The sequence below is a fragment of the Streptomyces sp. NPDC091412 genome, assembly GCF_044756885.1.
Lineage (GTDB): Bacteria > Actinomycetota > Actinomycetes > Streptomycetales > Streptomycetaceae > Streptomyces.
This window is the reverse complement of record NZ_JBIVTV010000002.1, coordinates 168,288-192,924: the sequence shown is the minus strand read 5'-3', so window position 1 is coordinate 192,924 and position 24,637 is coordinate 168,288. Positions and strand designations below refer to the sequence as shown.

Below are 24,637 nucleotides of genomic sequence, written 5' to 3'. Positions count from 1 at the left end.
GCTTGCCACTGTGCGAGGAGGGGTGCCGCATGGCTCGCGGGGGCGGCAGACGGACGTGCCGGAGGGCGTACGGCTACGACGACTCGGGCGCGACCGCCACCGAGTACCTCGGCATGGTCGTGGTCGTCGTCGCCGTCGTGCTCGGCATCGGCGCCACCGGCGTCGGCCGGACCGTCCACGACAGGATCGCCGCCGAGATCTGCAGGGTCACCGGAGGCTCGGACTGCGGCGGCGGGAGCTCGCGGGGGGACGACCGGGCCCTGACCGACGCCGACTTCGAGCCGGCGCTGTGCCAGGTCTCGACGGTCAGCGACAGGGCGGGCTCCAAGGCGAAGATCCTGTTCTGGGAGATCGGCAAGGAGTACGGCTTCCAGGAGCAGCACCTCAAGGCGCACACGGACGTCAACCACGACGGCAAGATCGACGACCAGGACGAACTGGTCTACCTCACCTTCACGGACGCGGCCTCCGTCAGCGCCAAGAAGGACTTCAAGCCCGGGCTGAAGCTGGGGAAGGCCGGCACCGACAAGGTGGAGCTGGGCGCCGGGATCAAGGTGACCAACGGCGACACCTGGGTGTTCGAGAGCCCGGAGGAGGCGCGCAGATTCCGCGACGACGTCGAGAAGCTCCAGATGTACCAGACGCGGCGCCAGTCGCCGGGCGGCGCGGACGCGAGCCTCGGCGACAGCATCCTCTACCTCTTCGGCACCGGTCCCCTCAAGGACGAGGAGGACACGGAGAACCGGGTGAAGAAGGCGCTGGGCGACAACCGGAAGATCACCTACGGCAAGGTGGGCCTGGAGGCGTCCGCGGCGGCCGGCCTGAAGATCTCGGCGGGCGACGACAAGAAGCTCAGCGCCGCGCTCGGCGGCAACTTCAAGTACTCCCCCGAGATCACCTGGACCGACAACGCCTACAAGAACACCAAGTCGTACACGTACTCCTCGTCGATCGAGTACGGCACCAGGGCGAGTTACGAGGCGGGCCCGGTCAAGGGCGACGCCTCGGCCTCCACCACCCGGACCGGCACCATCACCGTCACCTACGACAAGTCCACCGGCAAACTGGTCGGCGTCAACATGACCCGCACCGTCGAGCGGGGTGGACAGAAGGCCGGCGCCGGAATCGGCGGGGGCAACGGCAAGCCGGGCAAGGACGAGCGCGGCGGCGGGGTGAGCGGGAAGGGCACCGACGGCTCCACCGGCATCGAGGTCGTCACCACCTCCCTGAGCTTCGACCCCGGTCCCGCCGGAGACCGGGACCGGGCCGTCGCCGAGCAGTGGCTGAGCAGCACCAACGAGCAGCTGGCGACGCCCTTCCAGTACATGTTCGACGACCACGCGCCGACCCGGCGGCCCGGCGCCGACGACCCGTTCGGCCGACTGGTCTTCGACAAGGGCACGTCCAGCAGGATGACGTACACCGGCCAGGTGAACGCCGCCGAGTACGGCTTCGAGCTGAACCTCGGGCTGAGCCTCGGCCTGTCGGTCAGCACCGAGCAGAAGGCGGAGACCCTCACGGACGCCCGGTTCCTCGGCGCTCCGAACGGAGACCGCCGGTCCTACGTCCCCTACAGCTACTGTGCCGAATGATCGCGCCGACAGGAGGGCTGGTACGCCGATGAGGACACGACTGCTGACCGCGGGCCTGCTCGCCGCCGCTGCCGCCCTCACGGGCTGTGGCAGGGGCGACGCGGACTCCGCCTCCGTGCCGGACGGCTGGGGCACGCTGAGCACGAAGGGCGTCTCCGTGTCGTATCCCGCGGGCTCCGGGGGGTACGTCGAGCAGAGCGCGGCCGAGCGCGGCAAGTACAACGCGGCGGCGGCCGTACGCGAGAAGTCCGGGCGGACGGTCTCGGTCATCACCGTCCAACTGGACTTCACCCGGGCCGGCTCCGCGGAGCAGGCAGCCATCGCCGCCGAGGCCGGGATCCGGATGGGCGCGAAGGTGGAGGGTGAGAAGGACGTGAAGCTGACCGGCACGGACCAGGCCAAGCGGATCGACTTCACCTTCGACTCGACGGGCGAGGACGGCGACCCGCCCAAGGGCACGTCGATCCGGGGCGTGATCCTCACGGGCCTGGACTCGGCCGACCGGACCTTCGCGATCCGGATCGACGCGGCACGGGGCGTGCTGTCGTCCGCGGACCTGCGCGGGATCATCGACTCGGTGCGGGTGCACTAGTGGTGGCGAGGAAGGTGCGGGTCCGGTGATGCCGCTGGTCCGGGCCTGGGCGGTGGGTGTGGTGGTGCTCGTCGTCACCGAGTACGCGCAGATGACGCTGCTGTACGGGAATCTGGTCGGCCCGCGGGGCGTGGGCTCGTTCGGCGCCGCGCTGGCACTGGTCCACCTGCCGAACCTGGTGTGCGTCGTGCTGGCGACCTGGGCCGCGGCGCGGGCGCATCCGGCACCGTGGCGGGAGATCCCCGCGCGGCACGCGGTGGCGGGGTGCGCGGTGCCGGTGGCGGCGCAGCTGCTGACGGTGTCGCTGCGCTGGGAGCGTGCGGGACCGTCGTCCCTGGCGCTGTGGATGTCGACCGGGGTGCTGCTGGCCGGGTGCGCGCTGGGCCTGCTGCTGGAGCACCGGCAGGAGGAGGCGCGGCCGTAACAGGAGTGCGGGACAGGGGCGTTGGACCGGGCACGACTTTGGTCTGGACCTCTTGACAAGCCAAATGGTCTGGACCAACTTGTACGACCAAGCGGTGGCCACCGTTTGTCCTGCCCTCCCCTTCACCCCCCTCTCCCCCACCGGAGGCCCCAGTGGACCTCGTACCAGGCATGCCCAGACCCAGAACACGACGGCTGCGCCTGTGGTCGGGTGCCGTCACCGCCGCCCTCGCCCTCTCCTTCGCCGGAGCCGGCCAGGCGTCGGCGGCGGACGTCAACAACGCCAAGAACGCCGGATTCGAATCGGGCCTGAACAACTGGTCCTGCTCGGCCGGCAGCGGGACGACCGTCTCCTCCCCCGTGCACGGCGGCTCCGCCGCGCTGAAGGCCACACCGGCCGGGCTGGACAACGCCCAGTGCACCCAGGCGGTCGCGGTCAAGCCCAACTCGACGTACACGCTGAGCGCATGGGTGCAGGGCGGGTACACCTACCTGGGCGCGACCGGCACGGGCACCACGGACGTCTCCACCTGGACGCCGGACTCGGCGAGCTGGAAGCAGCTCTCGACCACCTTCACCACCGGCTCCTCCACGACCTCGGTGACGGTGTACCTGCACGGCTGGTACGGGCAGGCGGCGTACTACGCCGACGACGTCTCCGTCTTCGGCCCCGACGGGGGCGGCGGCGGTGACCCGGCCCCGACGGTGCCGTCCGCGCCGGGCGGCCTGGGAGTGACGGGCACGACGTCCTCGTCGGTCTCGCTGTCCTGGAACACGGTCTCGGGCGCCACCGGCTACAACGTCTACCGCGACGGCTCGAAGGTGACCGCGGTGAGCGGCACGTCGGCGACGGTGACCGGTCTCGCGGTCGCCACCTCGTACTCCTTCCAGGTGACGGCGACGAACGCGGCGGGCGAGTCGGCGAGGTCGGCGACCGTGAAGGGCACGACGGCGTCCTCCGGCGGGGGCGGGGGCGGCACCGGCCTCCCGAAGCACGCGGTGACCGGCTACTGGCAGAACTTCAACAACGGCGCCACGGTCCAGAGGATCTCGGACGTGCCGTCGCAGTACGACATCATCGCCGTCGCCTTCGCCGACGCGACGGCCACCCGGGGCGCGGTGAACTTCACCCTCGACTCGGCCGGCCTGAACGGCTACACGGTCGACCAGTTCAAGGCGGACATCAAGGCCAAGCAGGCCGCCGGCAAGAAGGTCGTCATCTCGGTCGGCGGTGAGACGGGCACCGTCTCGGTGAGCGACTCGGCCTCCGCGACCAGCTTCGCCAACTCCGTGTACTCGCTGATGCAGACGTACGGCTTCGACGGCGTCGACATCGACCTGGAGAACGGCCTGAACGCCACCTACATGAGCCAGGCCCTGCGCGCCCTGTCCGGCAAGGCCGGCCCGTCGCTGATCCTCACGATGGCCCCGCAGACGATCGACATGCAGTCCACGTCGGCCGGCTACTTCCAGACCGCACTGAACGTCAAGGACATCCTCACGGTCGTCAACACCCAGTACTACAACAGCGGTTCCATGCTGGGCTGCGACGGCAAGGTCTACAGCCAGGGCTCGGTCGACTTCCTCACCGCCCTCGCCTGCATCCAGCTGGAGAGCGGTCTCGCCCCGTCGCAGGTCGGCCTGGGCGTCCCCGCCTCCACGAGGGGCGCGGGCAGCGGCTACGTCTCGCCGACGGTGGTGAACAACGCCCTGGACTGCCTGGCCAAGGGCACCAGCTGCGGTTCCTTCAAGCCCTCGAAGACCTACCCGGCCCTGCGCGGCGCCATGACCTGGTCCACCAACTGGGACGCGACGGCGGGCAACGCCTGGTCGAACACCGTGGGCCCCCACGTGCACGCCCTGCCGTAACGCCACGGAAGCCCTTCACGGCTGCCGTCACGCCCTCCCGCGGGGGCGCGGCGGCAGCCGTTCGGCGTTCCCGTCCGCCCGCGCCGAAGTCCCGTGAAACATTCCGGGGGTTTCACCGCATCAATGAGGTGGGGGCGCGTTCGGGGGCCACGGAGCGCGCGGGGAACACAAGGAGGGCACATGGGGCAGGACCGGAACGACTGGACCGACGAGTACCAGGAGTTCGCGGTGACACGCGCCGGGCATCTGTACCGGTCGGCCTGTCTGCTCACCGGCGGTGACACCCATCTCGCCGAGGACCTCGTCCAGGAGACCCTCGGCCGGGTGTACCTCCGCTGGCGCCGGATCTCCCGCGCCGACAACCCGGCCGCGTACGCCCAGACCGTCCTGACCCGCGCGTTCCTCGCCCACCGGCGTCGTCACAGCAGCCGCAGGGAACGCGCCACCGACGTCCTTCCCGAGATGCCCGAGCCGCAGCCCGGCGGCGACGCGCCGCTGCGGCTGACCCTCCTGGAAGCGCTCGGACAACTGTCTGCCAAGGACCGGGCGGTGGTCGTCCTGCGCTACTGGGAGGACCGCAGCATCGAGGAGACGGCCGCCGCGTTGAACGCCAGCTCGGCCGCCGTCCGGACCCGCTGCGTCCGCGCCCTCGCCCGGCTGCGTGCGCTGCTCGGCGACTCGCTCGCCGAGTACGCGAGTCTCTGACCTGCTCCCACCCACGACCCTGCTCCCGCCCACGACCGGATCAACGACCACCCATGCGGAAACGGCGGTTCGCCATGCCTGATGCAGACCACGACCCCTTCGAGGAACGGCTCGCCGACGTCCTGCGGGACACCGGCGCCACGTTCGGAACCGACCAGCAGACGCTGGCCGCCCGCGGCGAAACGCACGGGCGGCGGCTGCGCTCGCGGCGGCGCGCCACCGCCGTCGTGGGCGGTGCCGCCGCGGTGGCGCTCGTCGGACTGGGCGGGGCCCTGCTCCTTCCCGACGGCCAGGGGGACGGCGTACGACAGCGGTCCGTGGCCGCCGGCCCGGCGGCACGGGCCAGCGTCACCGCCCCCGAGACCACCGCCGCGACCGTCATGTCCGGCGACGAGCTCGTCCGCACCCTCGAAAAGCTGCTCCCCGAGGGGCAGATCAGCAACAAGGACGGAAGCAGCACGGACAACGGGTCCTACGCCAACCTCGTGTACGACGACGGCGACGGCGAGGGAGCCATCGCCGTGTCCCTCAACCGTGTGCGGCCCGGTGGCCTGGAAGCCCGCCAGACCACCCAGTGCCCGGACAAGCTGTTCATCGTCTACGACTCCTGCACCTCCACCAAGCTCTCCGACGGCTCCGTCCTCATGCTCCTGAAGGGGTACGAGTATCCGAACAGCCGCAGTGGCACGAAGCGGTGGGCCGCCGACCTCGTCACGTCGGCGGGCGGGCACATCGGCGTCCAGGAGTGGAACAGCGCCGCCGAGAAGGGATCGCCCGTCACCCGGGACCAACCACCCCTTGATCTGGCCCAGTTGAAGGCGCTCGCCACCGCACACGAGTTGCGCGCGGCCGCCGACGCCCTGCCGCTCGACGTCAGCCCGGCACCCGAGCCGGACCCGGGGCCGCTCACCCCCGGCGGCTCGATCTCGGCGGTGCTCACCCGTCTGGTGCCGCCCGGCGTCAAGGTCGTCTCCAGGAGCGGACCGAACGACGACGGATTCGGGTACGTCGTCCTGGACGACGGCAGGGGCACGAGCCTGGTGCAGGTCAACGTCCAGCTGGACACACGGGGCGACATGGAGAGCGAGCTGTTCGGTCCGGACGCCGAGGTCCTGCCCGACGGCACCAAGGTGGTCACGCGCCGGGAGTCCGGCGAGAAGGGCATTTCCGGGATCGTCCAGTGGAGCGTGGACACCGTCCGGCCCGACCACCGGCGTGTGGTGATCAGCGCCTTCAACTCCGGCGCGCAGAACACCCCGGCCACCCGCAAGGCGCCGGCGCTCACCATGGAGCAACTGAAGGCGATCGCCACCGACCCCGGGTGGAGTCCGCAGGGCTGATCTCCGGCGCGGTACCGGGCCCCGGCAAGCGCCCGGGCCCGGTACCGCCGGGGTCGGGATCGGCGGGGTCAGGCGTCGTCGGTGGGCGGCTCGGCCGCCGCGTCCTTGTCGGCGGTGCCGTCCTCGTCCGCCGCGGCGTCCTCGTCCGCCGCGCCGTCCTCGAAGTACGCGTCCAGGACCGCGTCCAGTCGCGTCTCCCATTCATCGAAGCGTGCCCTGGCCGGGGCCTCGATCTCGATGGGGTACCAACGCCGGTCCGGAGTGTGGACGGTGACGGTGAACCGCTTGCCGAAACGGGGGGTCGCCGTCTCGACGGCGCCGATCTCGTCCCAGCGGAACTCGCACTCCTGGTCGTCCAGGCAGAGACGTACGCCCCTCTGGTCGGCGACGATGCGGGCCCGGCGGTCGGCGGCCTCGAAGACCGGACCGTCGACGACTTCCTCCTGCCGCTCCTCCGACCGCTCCTCCTCCTGCCGCTCCGCCTTCCCGGCGGTCCCGGCGTCGTCCGTGACCGCCTCCGCGGCGGACGGCGGCTCGGAGGCCGGCGGCTGCTCGGCCTGCCGCGGCCGGGCGTCCTCCGGTTCCGCCGTCGCGGGTGCGGTGAGCCCGGGGATGTGGGCCGGGTCGAACCCGGCACCCTTCACGGGCTCGGCCTTCAGGGGCTGGCTGCTCGAACCTATGCGCTGCTCCACAGCGGGCAGTATGGTCGACGAACCTGTGCCGGACACAGCCAGCCCCGACTTCGTTATACGAAGATGGCCAAGACGCGTCAGCCGAGCACGGCGAGCGCGTCGATCTCGATGAGCAGGCCCGCGGGCAGGCTGACGTAGACGGTGGTGCGGGCGGCGGGCGGCTGGGTGAGGCCCTGCTCCTCGAAGTAGGTGTTGTAGAGGTCGTTCATCTCCGCGAAGTGGTCCACGTCCGTGAGGTAGACGCGGATCATCATCACGTCGTCCCAGGTCGCGCCGCCCTCCTCCAGGATCGCCTTGACGTTGGCGAGCGTCTGGAGGGTCTGCTCGCGCAGGGCCGGGCCGGCCGGCGTGGGGGGCACGCCCTCCTCGGCAGGCAGGAAGCCGACCTGGCCGGCGACCTGGAGGATGTTGCCCTTCCGCACCCCGTGGGAGAACTTCGCGGGCGGGGTGGTGTGGGTCGCGGGGGTGAGGGCGATCTTGGCCGTCGTGTCGCTCATACGGGGTCCTTCACTGGGTTTCTGCCGGAGAACTCGTCGCTGATGGCGTCCGCGGTACGGCGCACCAGCGGGAGCAGGGCGAGGAGTTCGCCGGCGGTGACGACGACGTTCGGCGCGGAGACCGACATCGCGGCGACCACCCGGCCGTCCGCGCCGCGGATGGGCGCGGCGACGCAGTTGATGGACTCCTCGTGGCCGCCGAGGTCGGCGGCCCAGCCCTGTTCGCGCACCGTCGCCAGCTCCTTCAGGAAGGCGGCGGCGTTCGGTGTCGAACGGGCCGTGTACATGGGGTAGTCGAGCCTCCGGGCGATCACGCGCCGCTCGGCCTCGGACAGGTCGGCGAGCAGCAGCTTGGCCACGGCCGCGACGGTGATGGCGACGGGTTTGCCGATCCGGGAGTACATGCGCACCGGGTAGCGGCTGTCCACCTTGTCGATGTAGAGCACCTCGTCGTCCTCGTGGACGGCCAGGTGCACGGTGTGCCCGCACTGCTCGCCGAGGCCCAGCAGGTGGGGATGGGCGATCTCCCGCACGTCGAGGCTCTCCATCGCCTCCTGGGCGAGGGCGAAGAGCCGGGCGCCGAGCCGGTAGCGCTGGTCGGACTGGCGGTGGACGAGCCCGTGCTGGTGGAGGGTGCGCAGCAGCCGCAGCGCGGTGGACTTGTGGACGCCGAGGCGGTCGGCGACCCGCCCGAGATCGGCGGGACCCTCGGCGAGCAGCGGCAGGATGCTCAGCGCCCGGTCGACGGTCTGGCTCATGGCGTACGTACCTCCTCCTCGGCCCCTTGCGCGGAGCCCGTCCGGCCGGGGCCGAGTCGCAGTCTTCCCCACGCCGCCTCGCCCGGGACGGCCGGCCGGTCGGCGTGGTGCCGGACGGGAGGCGTGGCGAGACCGCCGGGGACGGTGAGCGCGGTACCGGGGCGCCCGGCCGCGGCGAGGGCGCGGGCCGCATCGGGCCCGGCACCGCCGGCGGCCCGCTCGAAGGTGGGCATGCCGGCCAGACGGCCCGGACAGGTGGGCGGGAACGTGACCATCGGCTCGCCGAGCGTGACGACGTCCACGACGGCGGGTGCGCCGGACGTTCCGCGGGCGGCGTCGGAGATGGTGACTCCCTTCGGGTTCCGGGGCGCCGGCATCGACCCGGCCGGCCACGGACATTGACCCGACTTCGGCGAGATGCTAGACACCGATAAGCACTGTACGCAATGAACGTTGCACATATTGCAACGATTCTGAAGGGGGCTCGATGAGCACGGAAGCGCTCGCCCGGCTGGCCGAGGAACGCGTCGACCACCGTTTCAAGGGCCTCCCGCCGGACGCGGACGGCCTGACCGTCGGCGAGCTGACCGCCCAGCGCCGCAACCTCTTCACCGACGGCTTCAGCACGCCCGTGCTCGCTCTCTCCGCCGAGCGCCTGGAGCACAACCTGAAGCTGATGGAGACCTACGCGGCCCGCCACGGCCTCGCCTTCGCCCCGCACGGCAAGACCTCCATGGCCCCGCAGCTCTTCCACCGCCAGCTGGAGCACGGCGCCTGGGGCATCACGCTCGCGGTGCCGCACCAGGTGCGCGTGGCCCGGGCGTTCGGCATCAGCCGGGTCTTCCTGGCCAACGAGCTGGTGGACCCGGCGGCCCTGCGCTGGGTCGCCGCGGAACTGGCCGCCGATCCCTCCTTCCGCTTCGTCTGCTACGTCGACTCCGTGCGCGGGGTGCGGCTGATGGACGAGGCGCTGGAGGGGGCCGCCCGCCCGGTGGACGTGGTCGTCGAGCTGGGAGCCGGGGAGGGCGCACGGACCGGAGTGCGCACGGAGGCCGAGTGCCTGGCGATCGCCGACGCGGTGGCGGCCGCGGACAGCCTGCGTCTCGTCGGGGTCGCCGGTTACGAGGGCGAGGTGCCGCAGGCCGACCCGGAGCGGGTACGGGCGTGGCTGGCCCGGCTCGTCGCCCTGGCCGTGGACCTCGACAAGGCCGGGAAGTTCGCGCACACAGAGGAGATCGTGGTGAGCGCGGGCGGCAGCGCCTGGTTCGACACGGTGGCCGAGGTGTTCGCCGGGATCCCCGAACTCTCCCGGCCGGTAATGAAGTTGCTGCGCTCGGGCGCGTACGTCTCGCACGACGACGGGCACTACCGCAGGATCACGCCCTTCAACCGCGTCCCCGCGGAGGGCGCCCTGGAGCCCGCCTTCCGCCTCTGGGCGCAGGTCGTCTCCCGCCCCAGCCCGGAACAGGCCTTCGCCAACGCGGGCAAGCGGGACGCCGCCTACGACCTCGACCTGCCCTTCGCCCAGGTGGTGCGCCGGGACGGCGTCGAACGCCCGGCGACGGGGGTGGAGGTCACCGGCCTGTCCGACCAGCACGCCTGGCTGAGCACCGCCTCCGGGGCGGAGCTGGAGGTCGGCGACTGGGTCGGCCTGGGGCTCTCCCACCCGTGCACGTCCTTCGACAAGTGGCCCCTCATCCCGGTGGCCGAGGCGGACGGTACCGTCGTCGAATACGTCCGTACGTTCTTCTAGGGACTTCGGGAGGCGCCGCCATGGACCCGGTGGAGCTCGCCGACTACGCGGATCTCGTCATCCGGGACGCGGACGTGGCCGACGGCACCGGCGCCTCCTCCTACCGCGCCGACGTGGCCGTCAAGGACGGCAGGATCGTCTCCGTCGTCAAGGAGGCCGCGGCGGCCGGCTGCCAGCGCCCGCGGGCACGCCGGGAACTGGACGCGGAGGGCCTGGTGCTGGCCCCGGGCTTCATCGACATGCACGCCCACAGCGACCTCGCCCTGCTGCGCGACCCCGACCACAGCGCGAAGGCCGCGCAGGGCGTCACGCTGGAGGTCGTCGGGCAGGACGGGCTGTCGTACGCGCCGGTCGACGACCGCACCCTCGCCGAGGTGCGCCGGGCGATCAGCGGCTGGAACGGCGACGGCGACGACGTCGACTTCACCTGGCGTTCGGTGGGCGAGTACCTGGACCGGCTCGACCACGGCTTCGACGGCGAGGGCATCGCCGTCAACGCCGCCTACCTGGTCCCGCAGGGCACCGTCCGCGCGCTCGCCGTCGGCTGGGAGGACCGCGCGGCCACGCCCGAAGAGCTGGACCGGATGCGGCGGTTGGTCGCCGAGGGCATGGAGCAGGGCGCGGTCGGCATGTCCGCCGGGCTCACCTACACCCCCGGGATGTACGCGGGGGACGCCGAACTGACCGAGCTGTGCCGGGTGGTGGCGGCGCACGGCGGCTACTACTGCCCGCACCACCGCAGTTACGGCGCCGGAGCCCTGGAGGCGTACGCGGAGACAGTGCGGCTCGCGCGCGAGGCGGGCTGCCCGCTGCACCTGGCACACGCCACCATGAACTTCGCCCCGAACCAGGGCCGCGCCGGTGATCTGCTGGCCCTCCTCGACGAGGCACTCGCCGCCGGCGCCGACATCACCCTGGACACGTACCCCTACACCCCCGGCTGCACCACCCTGGTGGCCCTGCTGCCGAGCTGGGCGGGCGAGGGCGGCCCGGAGGCGGTCCTCGGGCGGCTCGCCGGCGAGGACACTGCGGAGCGGATCCGCCGGCACCTGGAGGTGACCGGCTCGGACGGCTGCCACGGGGTTCCGGTGGAGTGGGAGACGATCGAGATCTCCGGGGTCACCGTCCCCGCGCTCTCCGAGTACGTCGGTCTGACGGTCCGGGAAGCGGCGGCCCGGCGCGGCGAGGAGCCGTGGACCACCGCCCGGCGGCTGCTGGTGGAGGACCGGCTGGGCACGACGGTCCTCCAGCACGTCGGCCACGAGGAGAACGTCCGGGCGATCATGCGCCACCGCGTCCACACCGGTGGCTCCGACGGCATCCTGCGGGGCACCAAGCCGCATCCGCGGGCCTACGGCACTTTCCCGCGGTACCTCGGCCGGTACGTACGGGAGTTGGGCGTGCTGTCGCTGGAGGAGTGTGTCGCGCACCTCTCCGGGCGCCCGGCGGCCCGGCTGCGGCTGCCGGACCGGGGTGTGGTCCGCGAGGGGTACCGGGCCGACCTGGTCCTGTTCGACCCGGCCACGGTCGCGCCGGGCTCGACCTTCGAGCGGCCGCGCGCGCTGCCGACGGGGATTCCGTACGTCCTGATCGACGGCCGGTTCGTGATCGAGGACGGCCGGCGCACCGACGTACTGGCGGGGCGGGCGGTCCGCCGGACCTAGGGTCTCTCGTCTGGATGCGCCGACCGCCCGCCCCGCCCTGTGCTTCTCCGGTCAGGGCTTGGGCAGGGTGCAGCCGCTCCTGGTCAGGTCGAGCTGGTTGCTGGCGCCGAAGCAGGCGGGGATCTGGTAGGTCTGCTCGGCGTAGTTGATGCCCTGCCGGACGGTGATGGTGCCGTTCGCGTCGACCTCGCACGGGTTGTTCACGGTGCAGCGGCCGCCGCTCTCGTTGCCGGTGTTGTTGACGGCGACGACCTTGCCGGTGGCGGTGTCGATGACGGGCGAGCCGGACGTGCCGCCGATCGTGTCGCAGGCGGAGGTGTAGCGTACCGAGTCCTTCCAGGTCCAGTTCCCCTCCTTCAGGCGGTAGACGAAGCCGTCGATGTTGCAGCTGTAGATCCGCTTCCAGTAGCCGGAGACCACCTTGATGGCGGTGCCGGCGACCGGGTGGGTGTCGCTCAGGTTCAGCGCGTTGATGCCGTAGGAGCTCTTGATCTGCGCGTAGGTGCTGGTGAGCTGGTAGATCGTGACGTCCGTGTCGGTCATGGTCGAGTAGACGACCTTGTTCGCCCGGAGCGTCGCGACCTGGGTGCCGGCCGAGTTGAGCAGGCCGAAGGTGCGGCTGGACGTCTGGCCCACGATGACCTGGCCGGGCGACGGGAAGCCGGTCTCCAGGCAGTGGCCGTTGCTGAGCACGAGCGCCGGGTCGCCGTCCGCGGAACCGGGGAGGCGGACGACCGAACCGGAGCAGTTGCTCAGCGCGACGGTGCCGGCGAAGTCGACGGCCGCGAGCGCGGGTGCGGCCGTCGCACGGTCTGCGCCGGTCACCCGGGAGGCGCTCTGCTCGGGTGCGGGCGCGGCGGCCGCGGGTACCGCGCCCGCCCCGGCGATCACCAGGGCGAACAGCGCGGCGACGAGAGGCTTTCTCATGCGGGGGTCCCCTCTTGCGACGGAGGCGACCGGAGATCTTCCGGCCGCCGTTCTTTGTCATGCGCATTGTGAATGCAGAGGGGTGCCGCAACAAGGGAGCGGTCCGGGGCCGTAGGGCTTTCCCTGCCCTGCCGCGGCGGCGCGAGCCGACACGCAGACGTCTCACGTGGTGGAAAACACGAGCCATCGGGCGATACCCGGCCGTAAGCTCCTCGACATGCAGGTGATCCAGTCGACCAAGCTCGCCAACGTCTGTTACGAGATCCGGGGCCCGGTGCTCGAGGAGGCGATGCGCCTGGAGGCGGCCGGTCACCGCATCCTGAAGCTGAACACGGGCAACCCGGCGGCGTTCGGCTTCGAGTGCCCGCCGGAGATCCTGGAGGACATCCTCCGCAACGTCTCAACGGCCCACGGTTACGGCGACGCCAAGGGCCTGCTGGCCGCCCGGCGCGCGGTCGTCATGCACAACCAGACCCTCGGGATCGAGACGGACGTCGAGCACGTCTTCATCGGCAACGGCGTCTCCGAGCTGATCGTGATGGCCATGCAGGGGCTGCTCGACGACGGCGACGAGGTCCTCGTACCGGCACCGGACTACCCCCTGTGGACGGCCGCGGTCTCCCTGTCCGGCGGCACCGCCGTCCACTACCGCTGCGACGAGCAGTCCGACTGGATGCCCGACCTCGCCGACGTGGAGCGCAAGGTCACCGACCGCACCAAGGCGATCGTCATCATCAACCCCAACAACCCCACCGGCGCGGTCTACGACCCGGCCGTGCTCAAGGGGCTGACCGACATCGCCCGCCGGCACAACCTGCTGGTCTGCTCCGACGAGATCTACGACAAGATCCTCTACGACGACGCCACGCACACCCCGACCGCGTCGGTCGCGCCGGACCTGCTGACCCTGACGTTCAACGGCATGTCCAAGGCGTACCGGGTCGCCGGCTACCGGGTGGGCTGGATGTCCGTCTCCGGCCCCCGCGCGCACGCCGACTCCTACCTCGAGGGCCTGACGATCCTGGCGAACATGCGCCTGTGCGCGAACATGCCGGGCCAGCACGGCGTGGTGGCCGCGCTCAGCGGACGGCAGAGCATCAACGAGCTGGTCCTGCCGGGCGGGCGGCTGAAGGAGCAGATGGACGTCGCCTACGAGCTGCTCACGCAGATCCCGGGCGTGACCTGCGTACGGCCGAAGGGCGCGCTGTACCTCTTCCCGCGCCTGGACCCCGCGGTCTTCAAGATCAAGGACGACCGGCGGATGGTCCTGGACCTGCTGCGCCGCGAGAAGATCATGGTCGTCCAGGGCACGGGATTCAACTGGCCGGAACCGGACCACTTCCGGGTCGTCACGCTCCCCTCGGTCGGCGACCTGCGGGACGCGGTGGGACGGATCGGCACCTTCCTGGACGGCTACAGCCAGGCCTGACGCTCACGTTCGGTGCCTCTGCGGGCCGATTCCGCGAACGGACTCAACTTTAGACGCGTTCTAAGCTAGGATGTTTTCCGTCAGCGCACAGGAGGCCATCCCATGTACGAACCGATCCGCACCGGGCCCTCCGGCAGGTCCGTCCGGAGCCCGATGGCCGGCAGCACGTCCGACTTCCCCCACCGCTCCCGCGAGGAGGAGCTGGACATCCAGCTCGCGGGCCATCTCGCGGCGCTGCTCGCCGTCACGGACGAGCTGCGCGCACTGGTCCCCTCCACCGACCTGGACACCGCGGCCGAGCGGCTCGCCGACCAGGTGGCCCGGCTGGGGGGAGGCCACGCTCCGGCCCGCGGTCCGCTGACCGCCGCCCGCGAACCGTCGGCGCTGCACCAGCGGGCGCACGCGCTCGCCGGCCGCGCGCTCGTCGTCGCCGCCTCCCGGGCGGACACCGCGGCGGCGATCCTGGCGGCCGAACGGATGGACGCGCACGCGGCCGCGCAGGGCGAACCGCGGAAGCTGAGCGCCGCCGGCTAGTGCTCACCAGCCCCGACCAGGGGCTCCTTGATCGGCCCCGGTCCGCGCGCACCCGCAGCGACGCGCGGGCCGGGCGCCATGAACGCGCGTACCGTCACGCCGCGTTTCATGCGTACATTCGAGTGGTCTGTACGCCCCACATGCCTGCCGAACGGCGACGTCGGCAAGTCGGCCTCGTAACGTCGGCGCACATGACGGTGGTTCGGACTCCAGCCCGTCGGCACCGGTAGCACCGGTAGGACCCGCCCTCCGGTTCCGGCCGCACGAGAAGTGCCACCTCTGTCCGTCCCTCACTATTCCACGAAATGTGACAAAGTGAAACGTAGGCGATTGTGGGTGACGCTCGTCGGTGCGGGCGCAGTTGCCACCGGGGTGACCTCCTGGGCGATCACGTCCCACCCGACGACCGCGACCTCCCCGGAATCCAAGACCGCGCAGGGCCACACGTCGCAAGAGGCGGCCACGCTTCTGCAAGCGGGCAACCTCCAGGTGCAGTACCGCGATTACGTCGGGGCGACCCGGACCTTCCGGCGCGTGCTGGAACTCGATCCGCGCAACAAGGTCGCCTGGTACGACCTCGGTGTCATCGCCCACCAGGAAGGCAGGGCCGACGATGCCCGTAAGGCCTACGACGAGGCGCTGAAGATCGACCCGAAGTACGCCTCGGCCCTCTACAACAAGGCGGTCCTGGTGAAACCGCGCGACCCGGGCCAGGCCGTCACGCTCCTGCAGCGCGCCATCGCCGCCACGCCCAGGGCCGCCACGGCCCACCTCCAACTCGGCCTGATCCTGGCGCAGAAGGACCGTGACGACGAGGCCGAGGAGGAGTTCGGCCGGGCCGTCGCGGCCGATCCCTCGCTGCACTCCGCGATCCCGGAGGCGTTCCGGGACAAGGTAAGCCCCACACCGACATCGAGTAAGGCAGGTGCCACCAGATGACGTCGACTGCGACACCGAGGTTCTCCGTCTTCACACCCAGCCACCAGCCCCGCTTCCTCGATGAGTGCCTCAGGACCCTTCAGGCGCAGACCTGCCCGGACTGGGAGTGGATCGTCCTGCTCAACAACGGCGCCCGGTGGCGGCCCGAGCAGCACGACGACCGGGTCCGTGTGGAGATCGCGGACGACGTCAGCGGCGTCGGAGCGGCCAAGCGCAGGGCCTGCGAGCTGGCCCGCGGGGAGATCCTGGTCGAGCTCGACCACGACGACCTGCTGGCGAAGGCGTGCCTGGCCGAGCTGGGCAAGGCGTTCGACGCGCATCCCGACGCCGTCCTCGTCTACAGCAACACCGCGCAGATCACCGAGGACGGCAAGCGGGACAACTCCCGCTTCAACGAGGCGCACGGCTGGAAGTTCGAGGAGGTGCGGGTCGACGGCCGCAAGCTGCTCCAGGCCGTCTCCATGGAACCCACGCCGCACAACGTCTCCTACATCTGGTACGCGCCGAACCACGTGCGGGCGTTCCGCAAGGAGAGCTACGAGAAGGCCGGCGGGTACGACGCCTCCCGCACCGTGCTGGACGACCAGGACCTGATGTGCCGTCTGTTCCACGTCGGCGACTTCCAGCACATCGACCGCTGCCTGTACCTCCAGCGGATGCACCCGGCGAACACCCAGCGCGACCCGGAGATCAACGCGCACATCCAGCGCGAGACGGTCGCCCTGTACGACAAGTACATCGAGGCCAACGCCCTGGCCTGGACCCAGCGTCGCGGCCTGCTCGCCCTGGACCTCGGCGCGGCCCACCGCAAGCCGCCGGGCTACCTGGGCGTGGACCAGTACGCGGGAGACGGCGTCGACATCGTCGCGACCCTGCCCGGAAAGCTGGACCTGCCCGACGACTCCGTCGGCCTGATGCGGGCGGTGGACTTCCTCGAGCACGTGCCCGCGAAAGTGCCGCTGATCAACGAGTTGTACCGGCTGCTGGCGCCCGGCGGCATGCTCCTCACCATGACGCCCAGCTCCGACGGCCGCGGCGCGTACCAGGACCCGACCCACGTCGCCTACTACAACGAGAACTCGTTCTGGTACTACACGGACAACCAGTACCGCACCTTCGTGCCCGAGATCCAGGCCAGGTTCCAGTCCTCGCGCCTGGTCACGTACTTCCCCAGCGAGTGGCACTCCCGGAACAACATCTCCTACGTCGTCGCCAACCTCATCGCGATGAAGGAGGGCGCCGAGCGGTGCGGAGGACCGCTGCTGGTCTAGCGCCCGCACGCGAAGGCGCCCCGGCGGACCGTCAGGTTCCGCCGGGGCGCCTCTCCTTGTCCCGGGCACGCGGCCCGGCTGATCAGACCGTGAGGCGTGTGCCGTTCGCGCGTGCCGTGGCGGCCAGTGCGGCGAAGGACGGCTCGGCGAGGGCCGCGGTCAGCTGGTCGTCCCATCGCTCCAGGGGCGGCAGACCGCATCGGGTCCAGTTGCCGTGCCCGAGGACGCCGAACGCCGGACGGGCCGCCGGGCGCGGGAACCTCTCCGAGCCGACCGGGCGGATCCGCTCCGGATCGAGGCCCGCGAGGCGGAAGGTCTCCCGCGCCAGGCCGTACCACGTGGTGTGGCCGGCCGCCGTGCCGTGGTACGTGCCGGCCGGTGCCCGCCCGGCCAGGGCGGCACGGCCGAGGGCCGTCAGCCGCCGGGCGAGGGCGCGGGACCAGGTGGGCTGTCCGTGCTGGTCGGCCACCACGTCCAGGGTCTCGCGCCGGGCGGCGAGTTCGAGCATGGTGGCCACGAAGTTGCGGCCGTGCGTCCCGTAGAGCCAGGCGGTGCGCACGATGTAGCCGGTGTGCGGCAGGCGTTCGAGGACGGCTCGCTCACCCGCCAGTTTGCCGCGCCCGTACGCGTTGACGGGTGCCGTGGGCGCGTCCTCGGGGTAGGGGCTGCGGCGGTCGCCCGGGAACACGTAGTCGGTGGAGACGTGCAGCAGGAGCGCGCCCGCCTCCGCGCAGGCCCGTGCCAGATGGCGTACGCCCGTGCCGTTGACGGCCGTGGCCGCCGCCTCGGACCGCTCGGCGCCGTCGACGTCCGTCCAGGCGGCGCAGTTGACGACCACGCGGTGGCCCCGGACGGCCTCGCGCACGGCGGAGGGATCGGTGATGTCCAGCCGGTCACGGCTCAGTCCGGTCACCACCGTGTCCGGCTCCGCGGTGAGTTCGGTGAGCACGTCCTGACCGAGGAGCCCGCGCGCGCCGGTCACCAGCCATCCGGTGCTCATCGCAGCCCGGCCCTCTCCACGAGCGGCTCCCACCAGGCGCGGTGTGCGCGGTACCAGGAGACCGTGGCGGCGAGGCCTTCGGCGAACTCCACCCGCGGGGCGTAGCCGAGCTGTTCGCGGATCTTGCGGTCGTCCAGCGAGTAGCGCAGGTCGTGGCCCTTGCGGTCGGCGACGTGCTCGACCCGGTCCCAGTCCGCGCCGACCGCGTCCAGCAGCAGGCCGGTGAGCTTGTGGTTGGTCAGCTCCGTGCCGCCGCCGATGTGGTAGACCTGCCCGGCCCTGCCGCCGTGCAGGACCAGGTCAATGCCCCGACAGTGGTCGGAGACGTGCAGCCAGTCGCGGACGTTGCGGCCGTCGCCGTACAGGGGAACCGTCCTCCCGTCGATCAGGCGGGTGATGAAGAGCGGGACGACCTTCTCGGGGAACTGGTGGGGCCCGTAGTTGTTGGTGCACCGGGTGACGACCACGTCCAGGCCGTGGGTGCGGTGGTAGGCGAGGGCCAGCAGGTCGGAGCCGGCCTTGGAAGCGGAGTACGGGGAGTTCGGAGCGAGCGGACACTCCTCGGTCCACGATCCTTCGCCGATCGAGCCGTACACCTCGTCGGTGGACACGTGCACGAAACGGCCCACGCGGTGGCGATGGGCCGCGTCCAGGAGCACCTGGGTGCCCGTCACATTGGTGCGGACGAAGGCGCCCGCCCCGTCGATCGACCGGTCCACGTGCGACTCGGCGGCGAAATGGACCACCGCGTCCTGGCCCGCCATGACCTGGCCGACCACGTCCGGGTCGCAGATGTCGCCCCGGACGAAGGTGTGTCCGGGATGTTCCGCCACCGACGCCAGATTGGCCTCGACGCCCGAATACGTGAGCTTGTCGAGGACGGTGATCCGCGCGGTCGGATCGGAGGCCAGCCGTCGGCGGACGTATTCCGAACCGATGAATCCGGCGCCGCCGGTCACAAGGATGCGCATGGTTCTCCGAGTGTGTTGCGGCCCGACGTCCAGAATCCACAGGCGGGGCCGATTGAGGCTCATGTTGTCGAGTGCGATGTGGCAGAACGCGAACGGTGCCCGCGAGGCCGAAACCTCGGGGGCACCGTCCGTCACTCGTTCCGAGGCGGGACGGACGGCCTGCACCGCACCGTACCGCCGCTCACCCAGGGGTCACGGGCTGCAGATCACGAAGGCCGTGACATCCGTGCCGTCGTTGCTGGTGGCCTGCCACCCCGTGGCGGGGGAGCCGCCGATCGGGGCACTCTGGCTGGCACCGGAGGTGGCAGCGGTGTCCTGGTAGCCGCCGCTGACGGCCGACTGGCCGACGGGGCAGGTGGCCGTCGACTGCGGTCCGGCAGCCCCGGTCACGACGGTGGTGGCCACCGCGCCCTGGGCGCCCTGCGGACCCGTGGCACCGGTCGCGCCCGTCGCACCCGTGGCCCCCGTGTCGCCCTGGGTTCCCTGCGGACCCGTGGCACCGGTCGCACCAGTGGCACCCGGGTCGCCTTGCGGGCCCGTGGCACCGGTCAGGCCGGTCGCACCCGTATCACCCTGCGGACCCACCGGACCGGTCGCGCCCGTGGCACCGGTCGCACCCGTGTCACCCTGGGTTCCCTGCGGACCCGTGGCACCGGTCGCACCAGTGGCACCCGTGTCACCCTGCGGACCGGTCGCGCCCGTCGCACCCGTGGCCCCGGTGTCGCCCTGGGTTCCCTGCGGCCCCATTGGACCGATCGCACCAGTGTCGCCCTGAGGACCGATCGCACCAGTGTCGCCCTGCGGACCGGTCGCACCAGTGACCCCCGTGTCACCCTGCGGACCGGTCGCACCAGTGACCCCCGTGTCACCCTGCGGACCGGTCGCACCGGTGGCACCCGTGTCACCCTGAGGACCGGTCGCACCGATGTCGCCTGTGTCGCCCTGGGTTCCCTGCGGACCCATTGGACCGATCGCACCAGTGTCGCCCTGAGGACCGGTCGCGCCCGTGGCACCCGTGTCACCCTGCGGACCGGTCGCACCAGTGACCCCCGTGTCACCCTGCGGACCCATTGGACCGATCGCACCAGTGTCGCCCTGAGGACCGGTCGCGCCCGTGACCCCCGTGTCACCCTGCGGACCGGTCGCACCAGTGACCCCCGTGTCACCCTGCGGACCGGTCGCACCAGTGACCCCCGTGTCACCCTGCGGACCGGTCGCACCAGTGACGCCCGTGCCACCCTGCGGACCCATTGGACCGGTCGCACCAGTGACGCCCGTGCCACCCTGCGGACCCATTGGACCGGTCGCACCAGTGGCACCCGTGACGCCCGTGTTGCCCTGCGGACCCTGGACACCGGGAACGCCCTGGGGGCCCTGTGGACCCCGGCCGTGGCTGTCAGGACCCTGCGGTCCGCGTGAACCACGGTCGCCCTTGTCGCCCTTGTTGCCCTTGTCGCCCTTCGGGCCCTGCGGACCTCGCTTGCCCTGCGGACCCTGCGGACCGCGGTCGTGGTGGCGGCCCCGGTCGGCCCATGGGTCGCTGGAACCGGAGGTCACCGCCGCACTGCGATCACCGGACCTCTCGATCGCGTTGGCGATGGCAGCCGTGCTCGGGGCAACGTTGAGCGCCACGGCGAGCGCGCTCGCCGATACCAGCGTGGCCGACCTCAAGCGTGAACTTCGGATCGTTCTACGGTTCAAGAGAACCTTCCTCAGGAACTGGGAGGGATCAAGCCGCAAGCGCGCCCACTCGGGTGCGCTTCGTTCGCATGCGTGTCACGTGCCCTTGGCCACGGACGAAGACATTCTTTACTCGCGGTGATGGATAATTTGCGGAGCAAACACAGAGCGTGGTCGAGGATCACCCGAGCAGCCTCAATGCAATCCGGATTCCCCTGTATGGATTCCCGGACGCAACTTTCACGCGAGCCTGAATTCCGTCGGACGCGTCCGTCTCAGACACTGCTCGGAAGATCTCCGCGATAGACCGCGCAGTCCTCGAAGGAAGGCAGCAGCCCCTGCCGCTCGGCCTCCTCCAGCGTGGGCGCCGCGGCATCCTTTTCGGACAGGAGCGGTGCGAGGTCGCCGGGCCAGGAAATGGCAAGCCGTGGGTCGAGCGGGTTGATCCCGTGTTCGCGCTGTGGCGCGTATCCCTCCGAACACAGATATACGACCGTGGAGTTGTCCTCCAGCGCCATGAAGGCGTGACCGAGGCCTTCCGAGAGGTACACGCAGTGGTGCGTGGTGTCGTCGAGCCGAACCGCCTCCCATTCGCCGAAAGTCGGGGAACCGGTACGGATGTCGACCACCACGTCGAGAATCGCGCCTCCGACACAGGTGACGTACTTGGCCTGCCCGGGCGGGACCGACGCGAAATGGATGCCGCGGAGAGTTCCACGAACGGAACGCGAACAGTTGGCCTGGGCGAGCCGGAGTCCCTGGCCGGTGGAATCCTGGAACCTCTCGTCCTTGAACCATTCGTGGAATCGGCCTCTGCCGTCCGTGAAAACCTGGGGCGTATCCACCCAGGCCCCTGCGATACGAAGCGGTCTCACGCGCACAACTCCTTTCCTACGCGGCCGTCACGCGGGCACGCCCGGCCCGGTGCGCAGCAGTTCTTCCCGGCGCGATCCGCTGCCCGGCTGGGGCATGACGACGGAACGGGGGTCCTCCAGCAGGCCCAGCAGATAATGGCCGTATCCGCTCTTGAGCAGCGGCTGTGCCAGTTCGCGGAGCCGGGCGTCGTCGATCAGGCCGGCCCGCCAGGCCGCCTCCTCGACACAGCCGATCTTGTAGCCCTGGCGTTCCTCGACGACACGGACGTACTCCGAGGCCTGGACCATGGAGGCGAAGGTCCCCGTGTCCAGCCACGCGGTGCCCCGGTCCAGCCGGACGACGTGCAGACTCCCGGACTCCAGATAGGCGCGGTTGAGGTCGGTGATCTCCAACTCGCCCCGGGCGCTGGGCCGCAGGCTCCGGGCGATGCCGACGACCTGATTGTCGTAGAAGTACAGTCCGGGTACGGCGTACCGGGACCTGGGCCGGGCCGGTTTCTCCTCGATGGACAGCGCCCGGCCCAGTTCGTCGAACTCCACGACTCCGTAGGCCGAGGGGTTGGCCACCGGGTAGGCGAAGACCCTGCCGCCCTTCACGTCCGCGTTGCGGGCCAGCCGGGTACCGAGGCCGCTGCCGTGGAAGATGTTGTCGCCCAGGATCAGGGAAACCGGCTCGCCGCGGATGAAGTCGGCCCCCAGCAGGAAGGCCTGGGCGATTCCCTCCGGGCGTTCCTGCGCCATGTACGTGAATTGCAGGCCGAGTTGACTTCCGTCGCCGAGCAACCGGTGGAACTGCCGCTGGTCTTCCCGGGTGGTGATGATCAGGATCTCCCGGGTACCGGCCATCACCAGTGTGGAAAGCGGGTAATAGACCATGGGCTTGTCGAAGACCGGCAGCAGCTGCTTCGACACCGTGCGGGTCAATGGCCACAGCCGCGAGCCGGTGCCCCCGGCCAACAGGATTCCGCGCATGGCATCACCATAGGTGAATTGCCCCTGAATGCTGCTTTTTGGGCGCGGTTCGCCGCGTCCGCGCCGGGCGTGCCCGCGCACCGCAGCGCGAACAGGCCCGATCGGCGCGGGTGCACGCGCGCACGCCGAAGAGGCCGGGTGCGCACGCCGTTGTGCGCACCCGGCCTCTCGGGGGTGTCGCCGCGGCCGGCCGGGCGACGTTGCAGGTCAGGGCAGGTCGGTCAGCCGGCCGCGGAGCTCAGGGGGCGGTGGGTCGAGGACCGCGTCAGCCCAGGCGCTCGACGAGCGAGTGGTACTGGTCCCACAGCTCCTTGGGCGTGTGGCCGCCGAAGGTGTTCAGGTGCTCGGGGACCAGTCCGGCCTCCTCCCGCCACACCTCCTTGTCGACCGTGAGCAGGAACTCCAGGTCGGACTCGGACAGTTCGAGGCCGTCCGTGTCCAGGGCCGCCTTGGTCGGCAGGACGCCGATCGGGGTCTCGACGCCCTCGGCGGTGCCGTCCAGGCGCTCCACGATCCACTTCAGGACGCGGCTGTTCTCGCCGAAGCCGGGCCAGACGAACTTGCCCTCGTCGTTCTTGCGGAACCAGTTGACGTAGTAGATCTTCGGCAGCTTGGACTGGTCGCCGTCACGCTGCTCGGCGGCCTTGCCGACCTTTATCCAGTGACCCATGTAGTCGCCCATGTTGTAGCCGCAGAACGGCAGCATGGCGAACGGGTCGCGGCGCAGCTCGCCGACCTTGCCCTCGGCGGCGGCCGTCTTCTCGGAGGCGACGTTGGCGCCGAGGAAGACGCCGTGGTTCCAGTCGAAGGACTCCGTCACCAACGGCACCGCGGAGGCGCGGCGGCCGCCGAAGAGGATCGCCGAGATCGGCACGCCCTTGGGGTCCTCCCACTCCGGCGCGATGATCGGGCACTGCGCGGCGGGCGTGGTGAAGCGGGCGTTGGGGTGGGCGGCGGGCGTCTCGGACGCGGGGGTCCAGGAGTTGCCCTTCCAGTCGGTGAGGTGCGCCGGGGTCTCCTCCGTCATGCCCTCCCACCACACGTCGCCGTCGTCGGTGAGGGCGACGTTGGTGAAGACCGAGTTGCCCCACAGCGTCTTCATGGCGTTGGCGTTGGTGTGCTCGCCGGTGCCGGGCGCGACGCCGAAGAAGCCGGCCTCGGGGTTGATCGCGTACAGCCGGCCGTCCTCGCCGAACCGCATCCACGCGATGTCGTCACCGATGGTCTCGACGGTCCAGCCGGAGATCGTCGGCTCCAGCATGGCGAGGTTGGTCTTGCCGCAGGCGCTCGGGAAGGCGGCGGCGACGTACTTGGCCTCACCGGTGGGCGGGGTGAGCTTGAGGATCAGCATGTGCTCGGCCAGCCAGCCCTCGTCGCGTGCCATGACGGAGGCGATGCGCAGGGCGTAGCACTTCTTGCCGAGCAGCGCGTTGCCGCCGTAGCCGGAGCCGTAGGACCAGATCTCGCGGGTCTCCGGGAAGTGCGAGATGTACTTGGTGGAGTTGCACGGCCACGGAACGTCCTCCTGGCCCGGCTCCAGCGGGGCGCCCAGGGTGTGGACGGCCTTGACGAAGAAGCCGTCGTCGCCGAGCTCGTCCAGCACCGGCTGTCCCATGCGGGTCATGGTGCGCATGGACACCGCGACATAGGCGGAGTCGGTGATCTCGACGCCGATCGCGGACAGCGGCGAGCCCAGCGGGCCCATGCAGAACGGGACGACGTACATCGTCCGGCCCTTCATCGAGCCGCGGAAGACCCCTCCCTCGCCTTCCGCCCCCTGGAAGATCTCCCGCATCTCGGCGGGCGCCTTCCAGTGGTTGGTCGGACCCGCGTCCTCCTCCTTCTCGGAACAGATGAACGTCCGGTCCTCCACGCGGGCCACGTCGGACGGGTCCGATGCCGCGTAGTAGGAGTTGGGGCGCTTGATCGGGTCGAGTTTCCGGAAGGTGCCCTTCTGGACGAGCTCCTCGCACAGTCGCTCGTACTCGGCCTCGGATCCGTCACACCAGACCACGCTGTCCGGCTGCGTCAGTTCGGCGATCTCATTGACCCACGAGATCAGTTCCTTGTGGTGGGTGGGGATGACGGGGGGAGCCGCGATGTCGCGCGCCACGATCGCTCCTAAATGAGGGGTTTTTTGTCTTGTCGCCCCGT

The 24,637-nt window shown here is 70.8% G+C and carries 23 protein-coding genes; 12 read left to right on the top strand and 11 right to left on the bottom strand.

Annotation, left to right across the window (positions count from 1 at the left end; translation table 11 throughout):
• Positions 1-29: 29 nt before the first annotated feature.
• The 6 genes from ACIQMV_RS05005 to ACIQMV_RS04980 all read left to right on the top strand — a co-directional run bounded on the left by ACIQMV_RS05005 (position 30) and on the right by ACIQMV_RS04980 (position 6,521).
• Positions 30-1,592 carry a hypothetical protein gene (locus ACIQMV_RS05005; RefSeq protein ID WP_402591208.1) on the top strand — a complete coding sequence of 521 codons (1,563 nt, stop codon included), beginning with the start codon at positions 30-32 and terminating at the stop codon, positions 1,590-1,592.
• 28 nt (positions 1,593-1,620) lie between these two features.
• Positions 1,621-2,184 (top strand): hypothetical protein, encoded by a 564-nt coding sequence (locus tag ACIQMV_RS05000; RefSeq protein ID WP_402591206.1) that lies wholly within the window; start codon positions 1,621-1,623, stop codon positions 2,182-2,184.
• Between the two features lie 28 nt (positions 2,185-2,212).
• The gene (locus ACIQMV_RS04995; RefSeq protein ID WP_402591917.1) at positions 2,213-2,608 is read left to right on the top strand and encodes a hypothetical protein; all 396 of its coding nucleotides are present in this window, start codon (positions 2,213-2,215) and stop codon (positions 2,606-2,608) included.
• Positions 2,609-2,778: 170 nt separating this feature from the next.
• On the top strand, positions 2,779-4,476 hold the full coding sequence (locus ACIQMV_RS04990; protein ID WP_402591204.1) for a chitinase: 1,698 nt from the start codon (positions 2,779-2,781) through the stop codon (positions 4,474-4,476).
• A 180-nt stretch (positions 4,477-4,656) separates the two neighbouring features.
• Positions 4,657-5,181: a SigE family RNA polymerase sigma factor gene (locus tag ACIQMV_RS04985; protein ID WP_402591202.1), complete on the top strand. Its 525-nt coding sequence runs from the start codon at positions 4,657-4,659 to the stop codon at positions 5,179-5,181.
• A 74-nt stretch (positions 5,182-5,255) separates the two neighbouring features.
• Entirely contained in the window at positions 5,256-6,521 is a 1,266-nt protein-coding gene (locus ACIQMV_RS04980) for a hypothetical protein (RefSeq protein ID WP_402591200.1), read from the top strand.
• A gap of 68 nt (positions 6,522-6,589) precedes the next feature.
• Here the strand turns inward: ACIQMV_RS04980 and ACIQMV_RS04975 are convergent, their stop codons facing one another.
• The 4 genes from ACIQMV_RS04975 to ACIQMV_RS04960 all read right to left on the bottom strand — a co-directional run bounded on the left by ACIQMV_RS04975 (position 6,590) and on the right by ACIQMV_RS04960 (position 8,896).
• Positions 6,590-7,213, bottom strand: coding sequence for a hypothetical protein (locus ACIQMV_RS04975; protein WP_402591198.1), 624 nt, complete (start codon positions 7,211-7,213; stop codon positions 6,590-6,592).
• 77 nt (positions 7,214-7,290) lie between these two features.
• Positions 7,291-7,710 (bottom strand): RidA family protein, encoded by a 420-nt coding sequence (locus tag ACIQMV_RS04970; RefSeq protein WP_402591196.1) that lies wholly within the window; start codon positions 7,708-7,710, stop codon positions 7,291-7,293.
• On the bottom strand, positions 7,707-8,468 hold the full coding sequence (locus ACIQMV_RS04965) for an IclR family transcriptional regulator (RefSeq protein WP_402591194.1): 762 nt from the start codon (positions 8,466-8,468) through the stop codon (positions 7,707-7,709). Before ACIQMV_RS04965 ends, ACIQMV_RS04970 begins: the two co-directional genes overlap by 4 nt.
• On the bottom strand, positions 8,465-8,896 hold the full coding sequence (locus tag ACIQMV_RS04960; RefSeq protein ID WP_402591192.1) for a hypothetical protein: 432 nt from the start codon (positions 8,894-8,896) through the stop codon (positions 8,465-8,467). Before ACIQMV_RS04960 ends, ACIQMV_RS04965 begins: the two co-directional genes overlap by 4 nt.
• A 59-nt stretch (positions 8,897-8,955) precedes the next feature.
• Here ACIQMV_RS04960 and ACIQMV_RS04955 point away from each other — a divergent pair, with 59 nt between their 5' ends.
• Complete coding sequence (locus ACIQMV_RS04955; protein WP_402591190.1) at positions 8,956-10,221, top strand: amino acid deaminase; 1,266 nt, start codon at positions 8,956-8,958, stop codon at positions 10,219-10,221.
• A 20-nt stretch (positions 10,222-10,241) separates the two neighbouring features.
• On the top strand, positions 10,242-11,885 hold the full coding sequence (locus tag ACIQMV_RS04950; protein WP_402591189.1) for an amidohydrolase family protein: 1,644 nt from the start codon (positions 10,242-10,244) through the stop codon (positions 11,883-11,885).
• A 51-nt stretch (positions 11,886-11,936) separates the two neighbouring features.
• Here the strand turns inward: ACIQMV_RS04950 and ACIQMV_RS04945 are convergent, their stop codons facing one another.
• On the bottom strand, positions 11,937-12,812 hold the full coding sequence (locus tag ACIQMV_RS04945; protein WP_402591187.1) for a trypsin-like serine peptidase: 876 nt from the start codon (positions 12,810-12,812) through the stop codon (positions 11,937-11,939).
• A 217-nt stretch (positions 12,813-13,029) separates the two neighbouring features.
• On the opposite strand from ACIQMV_RS04945, the gene ACIQMV_RS04940 reads away from it, so the two are divergent.
• The 4 genes from ACIQMV_RS04940 to ACIQMV_RS04925 all read left to right on the top strand — a co-directional run bounded on the left by ACIQMV_RS04940 (position 13,030) and on the right by ACIQMV_RS04925 (position 16,985).
• Complete coding sequence (locus ACIQMV_RS04940; protein ID WP_141358937.1) at positions 13,030-14,241, top strand: pyridoxal phosphate-dependent aminotransferase; 1,212 nt, start codon at positions 13,030-13,032, stop codon at positions 14,239-14,241.
• A 102-nt stretch (positions 14,242-14,343) separates the two neighbouring features.
• Positions 14,344-14,775 (top strand): hypothetical protein, encoded by a 432-nt coding sequence (locus tag ACIQMV_RS04935; RefSeq protein ID WP_402591184.1) that lies wholly within the window; start codon positions 14,344-14,346, stop codon positions 14,773-14,775.
• A 315-nt stretch (positions 14,776-15,090) separates the two neighbouring features.
• A complete protein-coding gene (locus ACIQMV_RS04930) occupies positions 15,091-15,714 on the top strand; it encodes a tetratricopeptide repeat protein (protein ID WP_402591182.1) in 624 nt (207 codons plus the stop codon).
• Positions 15,711-16,985: a glycosyltransferase gene (locus ACIQMV_RS04925; RefSeq protein ID WP_402591181.1), complete on the top strand. Its 1,275-nt coding sequence runs from the start codon at positions 15,711-15,713 to the stop codon at positions 16,983-16,985. The genes ACIQMV_RS04930 and ACIQMV_RS04925 overlap by 4 nt, the downstream gene beginning before the upstream one ends.
• 82 nt (positions 16,986-17,067) lie before the next feature.
• On the opposite strand, the gene rfbD is transcribed toward ACIQMV_RS04925, so the two are convergent.
• From rfbD to ACIQMV_RS04895, 6 genes are all read right to left on the bottom strand, one after another.
• The gene (rfbD, locus tag ACIQMV_RS04920) at positions 17,068-17,985 is read right to left on the bottom strand and encodes a dTDP-4-dehydrorhamnose reductase (protein ID WP_402591179.1); all 918 of its coding nucleotides are present in this window, start codon (positions 17,983-17,985) and stop codon (positions 17,068-17,070) included.
• The gene (gene rfbB, locus ACIQMV_RS04915; protein WP_402591177.1) at positions 17,982-18,956 is read right to left on the bottom strand and encodes a dTDP-glucose 4,6-dehydratase; all 975 of its coding nucleotides are present in this window, start codon (positions 18,954-18,956) and stop codon (positions 17,982-17,984) included. Before rfbB ends, rfbD begins: the two co-directional genes overlap by 4 nt.
• A 192-nt stretch (positions 18,957-19,148) precedes the next feature.
• Positions 19,149-19,361, bottom strand: a complete 213-nt coding sequence (locus ACIQMV_RS04910) for a hypothetical protein (protein ID WP_402591175.1) — start codon at positions 19,359-19,361, stop codon at positions 19,149-19,151.
• 1,550 nt (positions 19,362-20,911) lie between these two features.
• Positions 20,912-21,511, bottom strand: coding sequence for a dTDP-4-dehydrorhamnose 3,5-epimerase (rfbC, locus tag ACIQMV_RS04905; protein WP_141358953.1), 600 nt, complete (start codon positions 21,509-21,511; stop codon positions 20,912-20,914).
• A 27-nt stretch (positions 21,512-21,538) separates the two neighbouring features.
• Entirely contained in the window at positions 21,539-22,483 is a 945-nt protein-coding gene (rfbA, locus tag ACIQMV_RS04900) for a glucose-1-phosphate thymidylyltransferase RfbA (protein WP_402591173.1), read from the bottom strand.
• A gap of 265 nt (positions 22,484-22,748) precedes the next feature.
• Positions 22,749-24,596, bottom strand: a complete 1,848-nt coding sequence (locus tag ACIQMV_RS04895) for a phosphoenolpyruvate carboxykinase (GTP) (protein ID WP_402591171.1) — start codon at positions 24,594-24,596, stop codon at positions 22,749-22,751.
• Positions 24,597-24,637 lie beyond the last annotated feature (41 nt).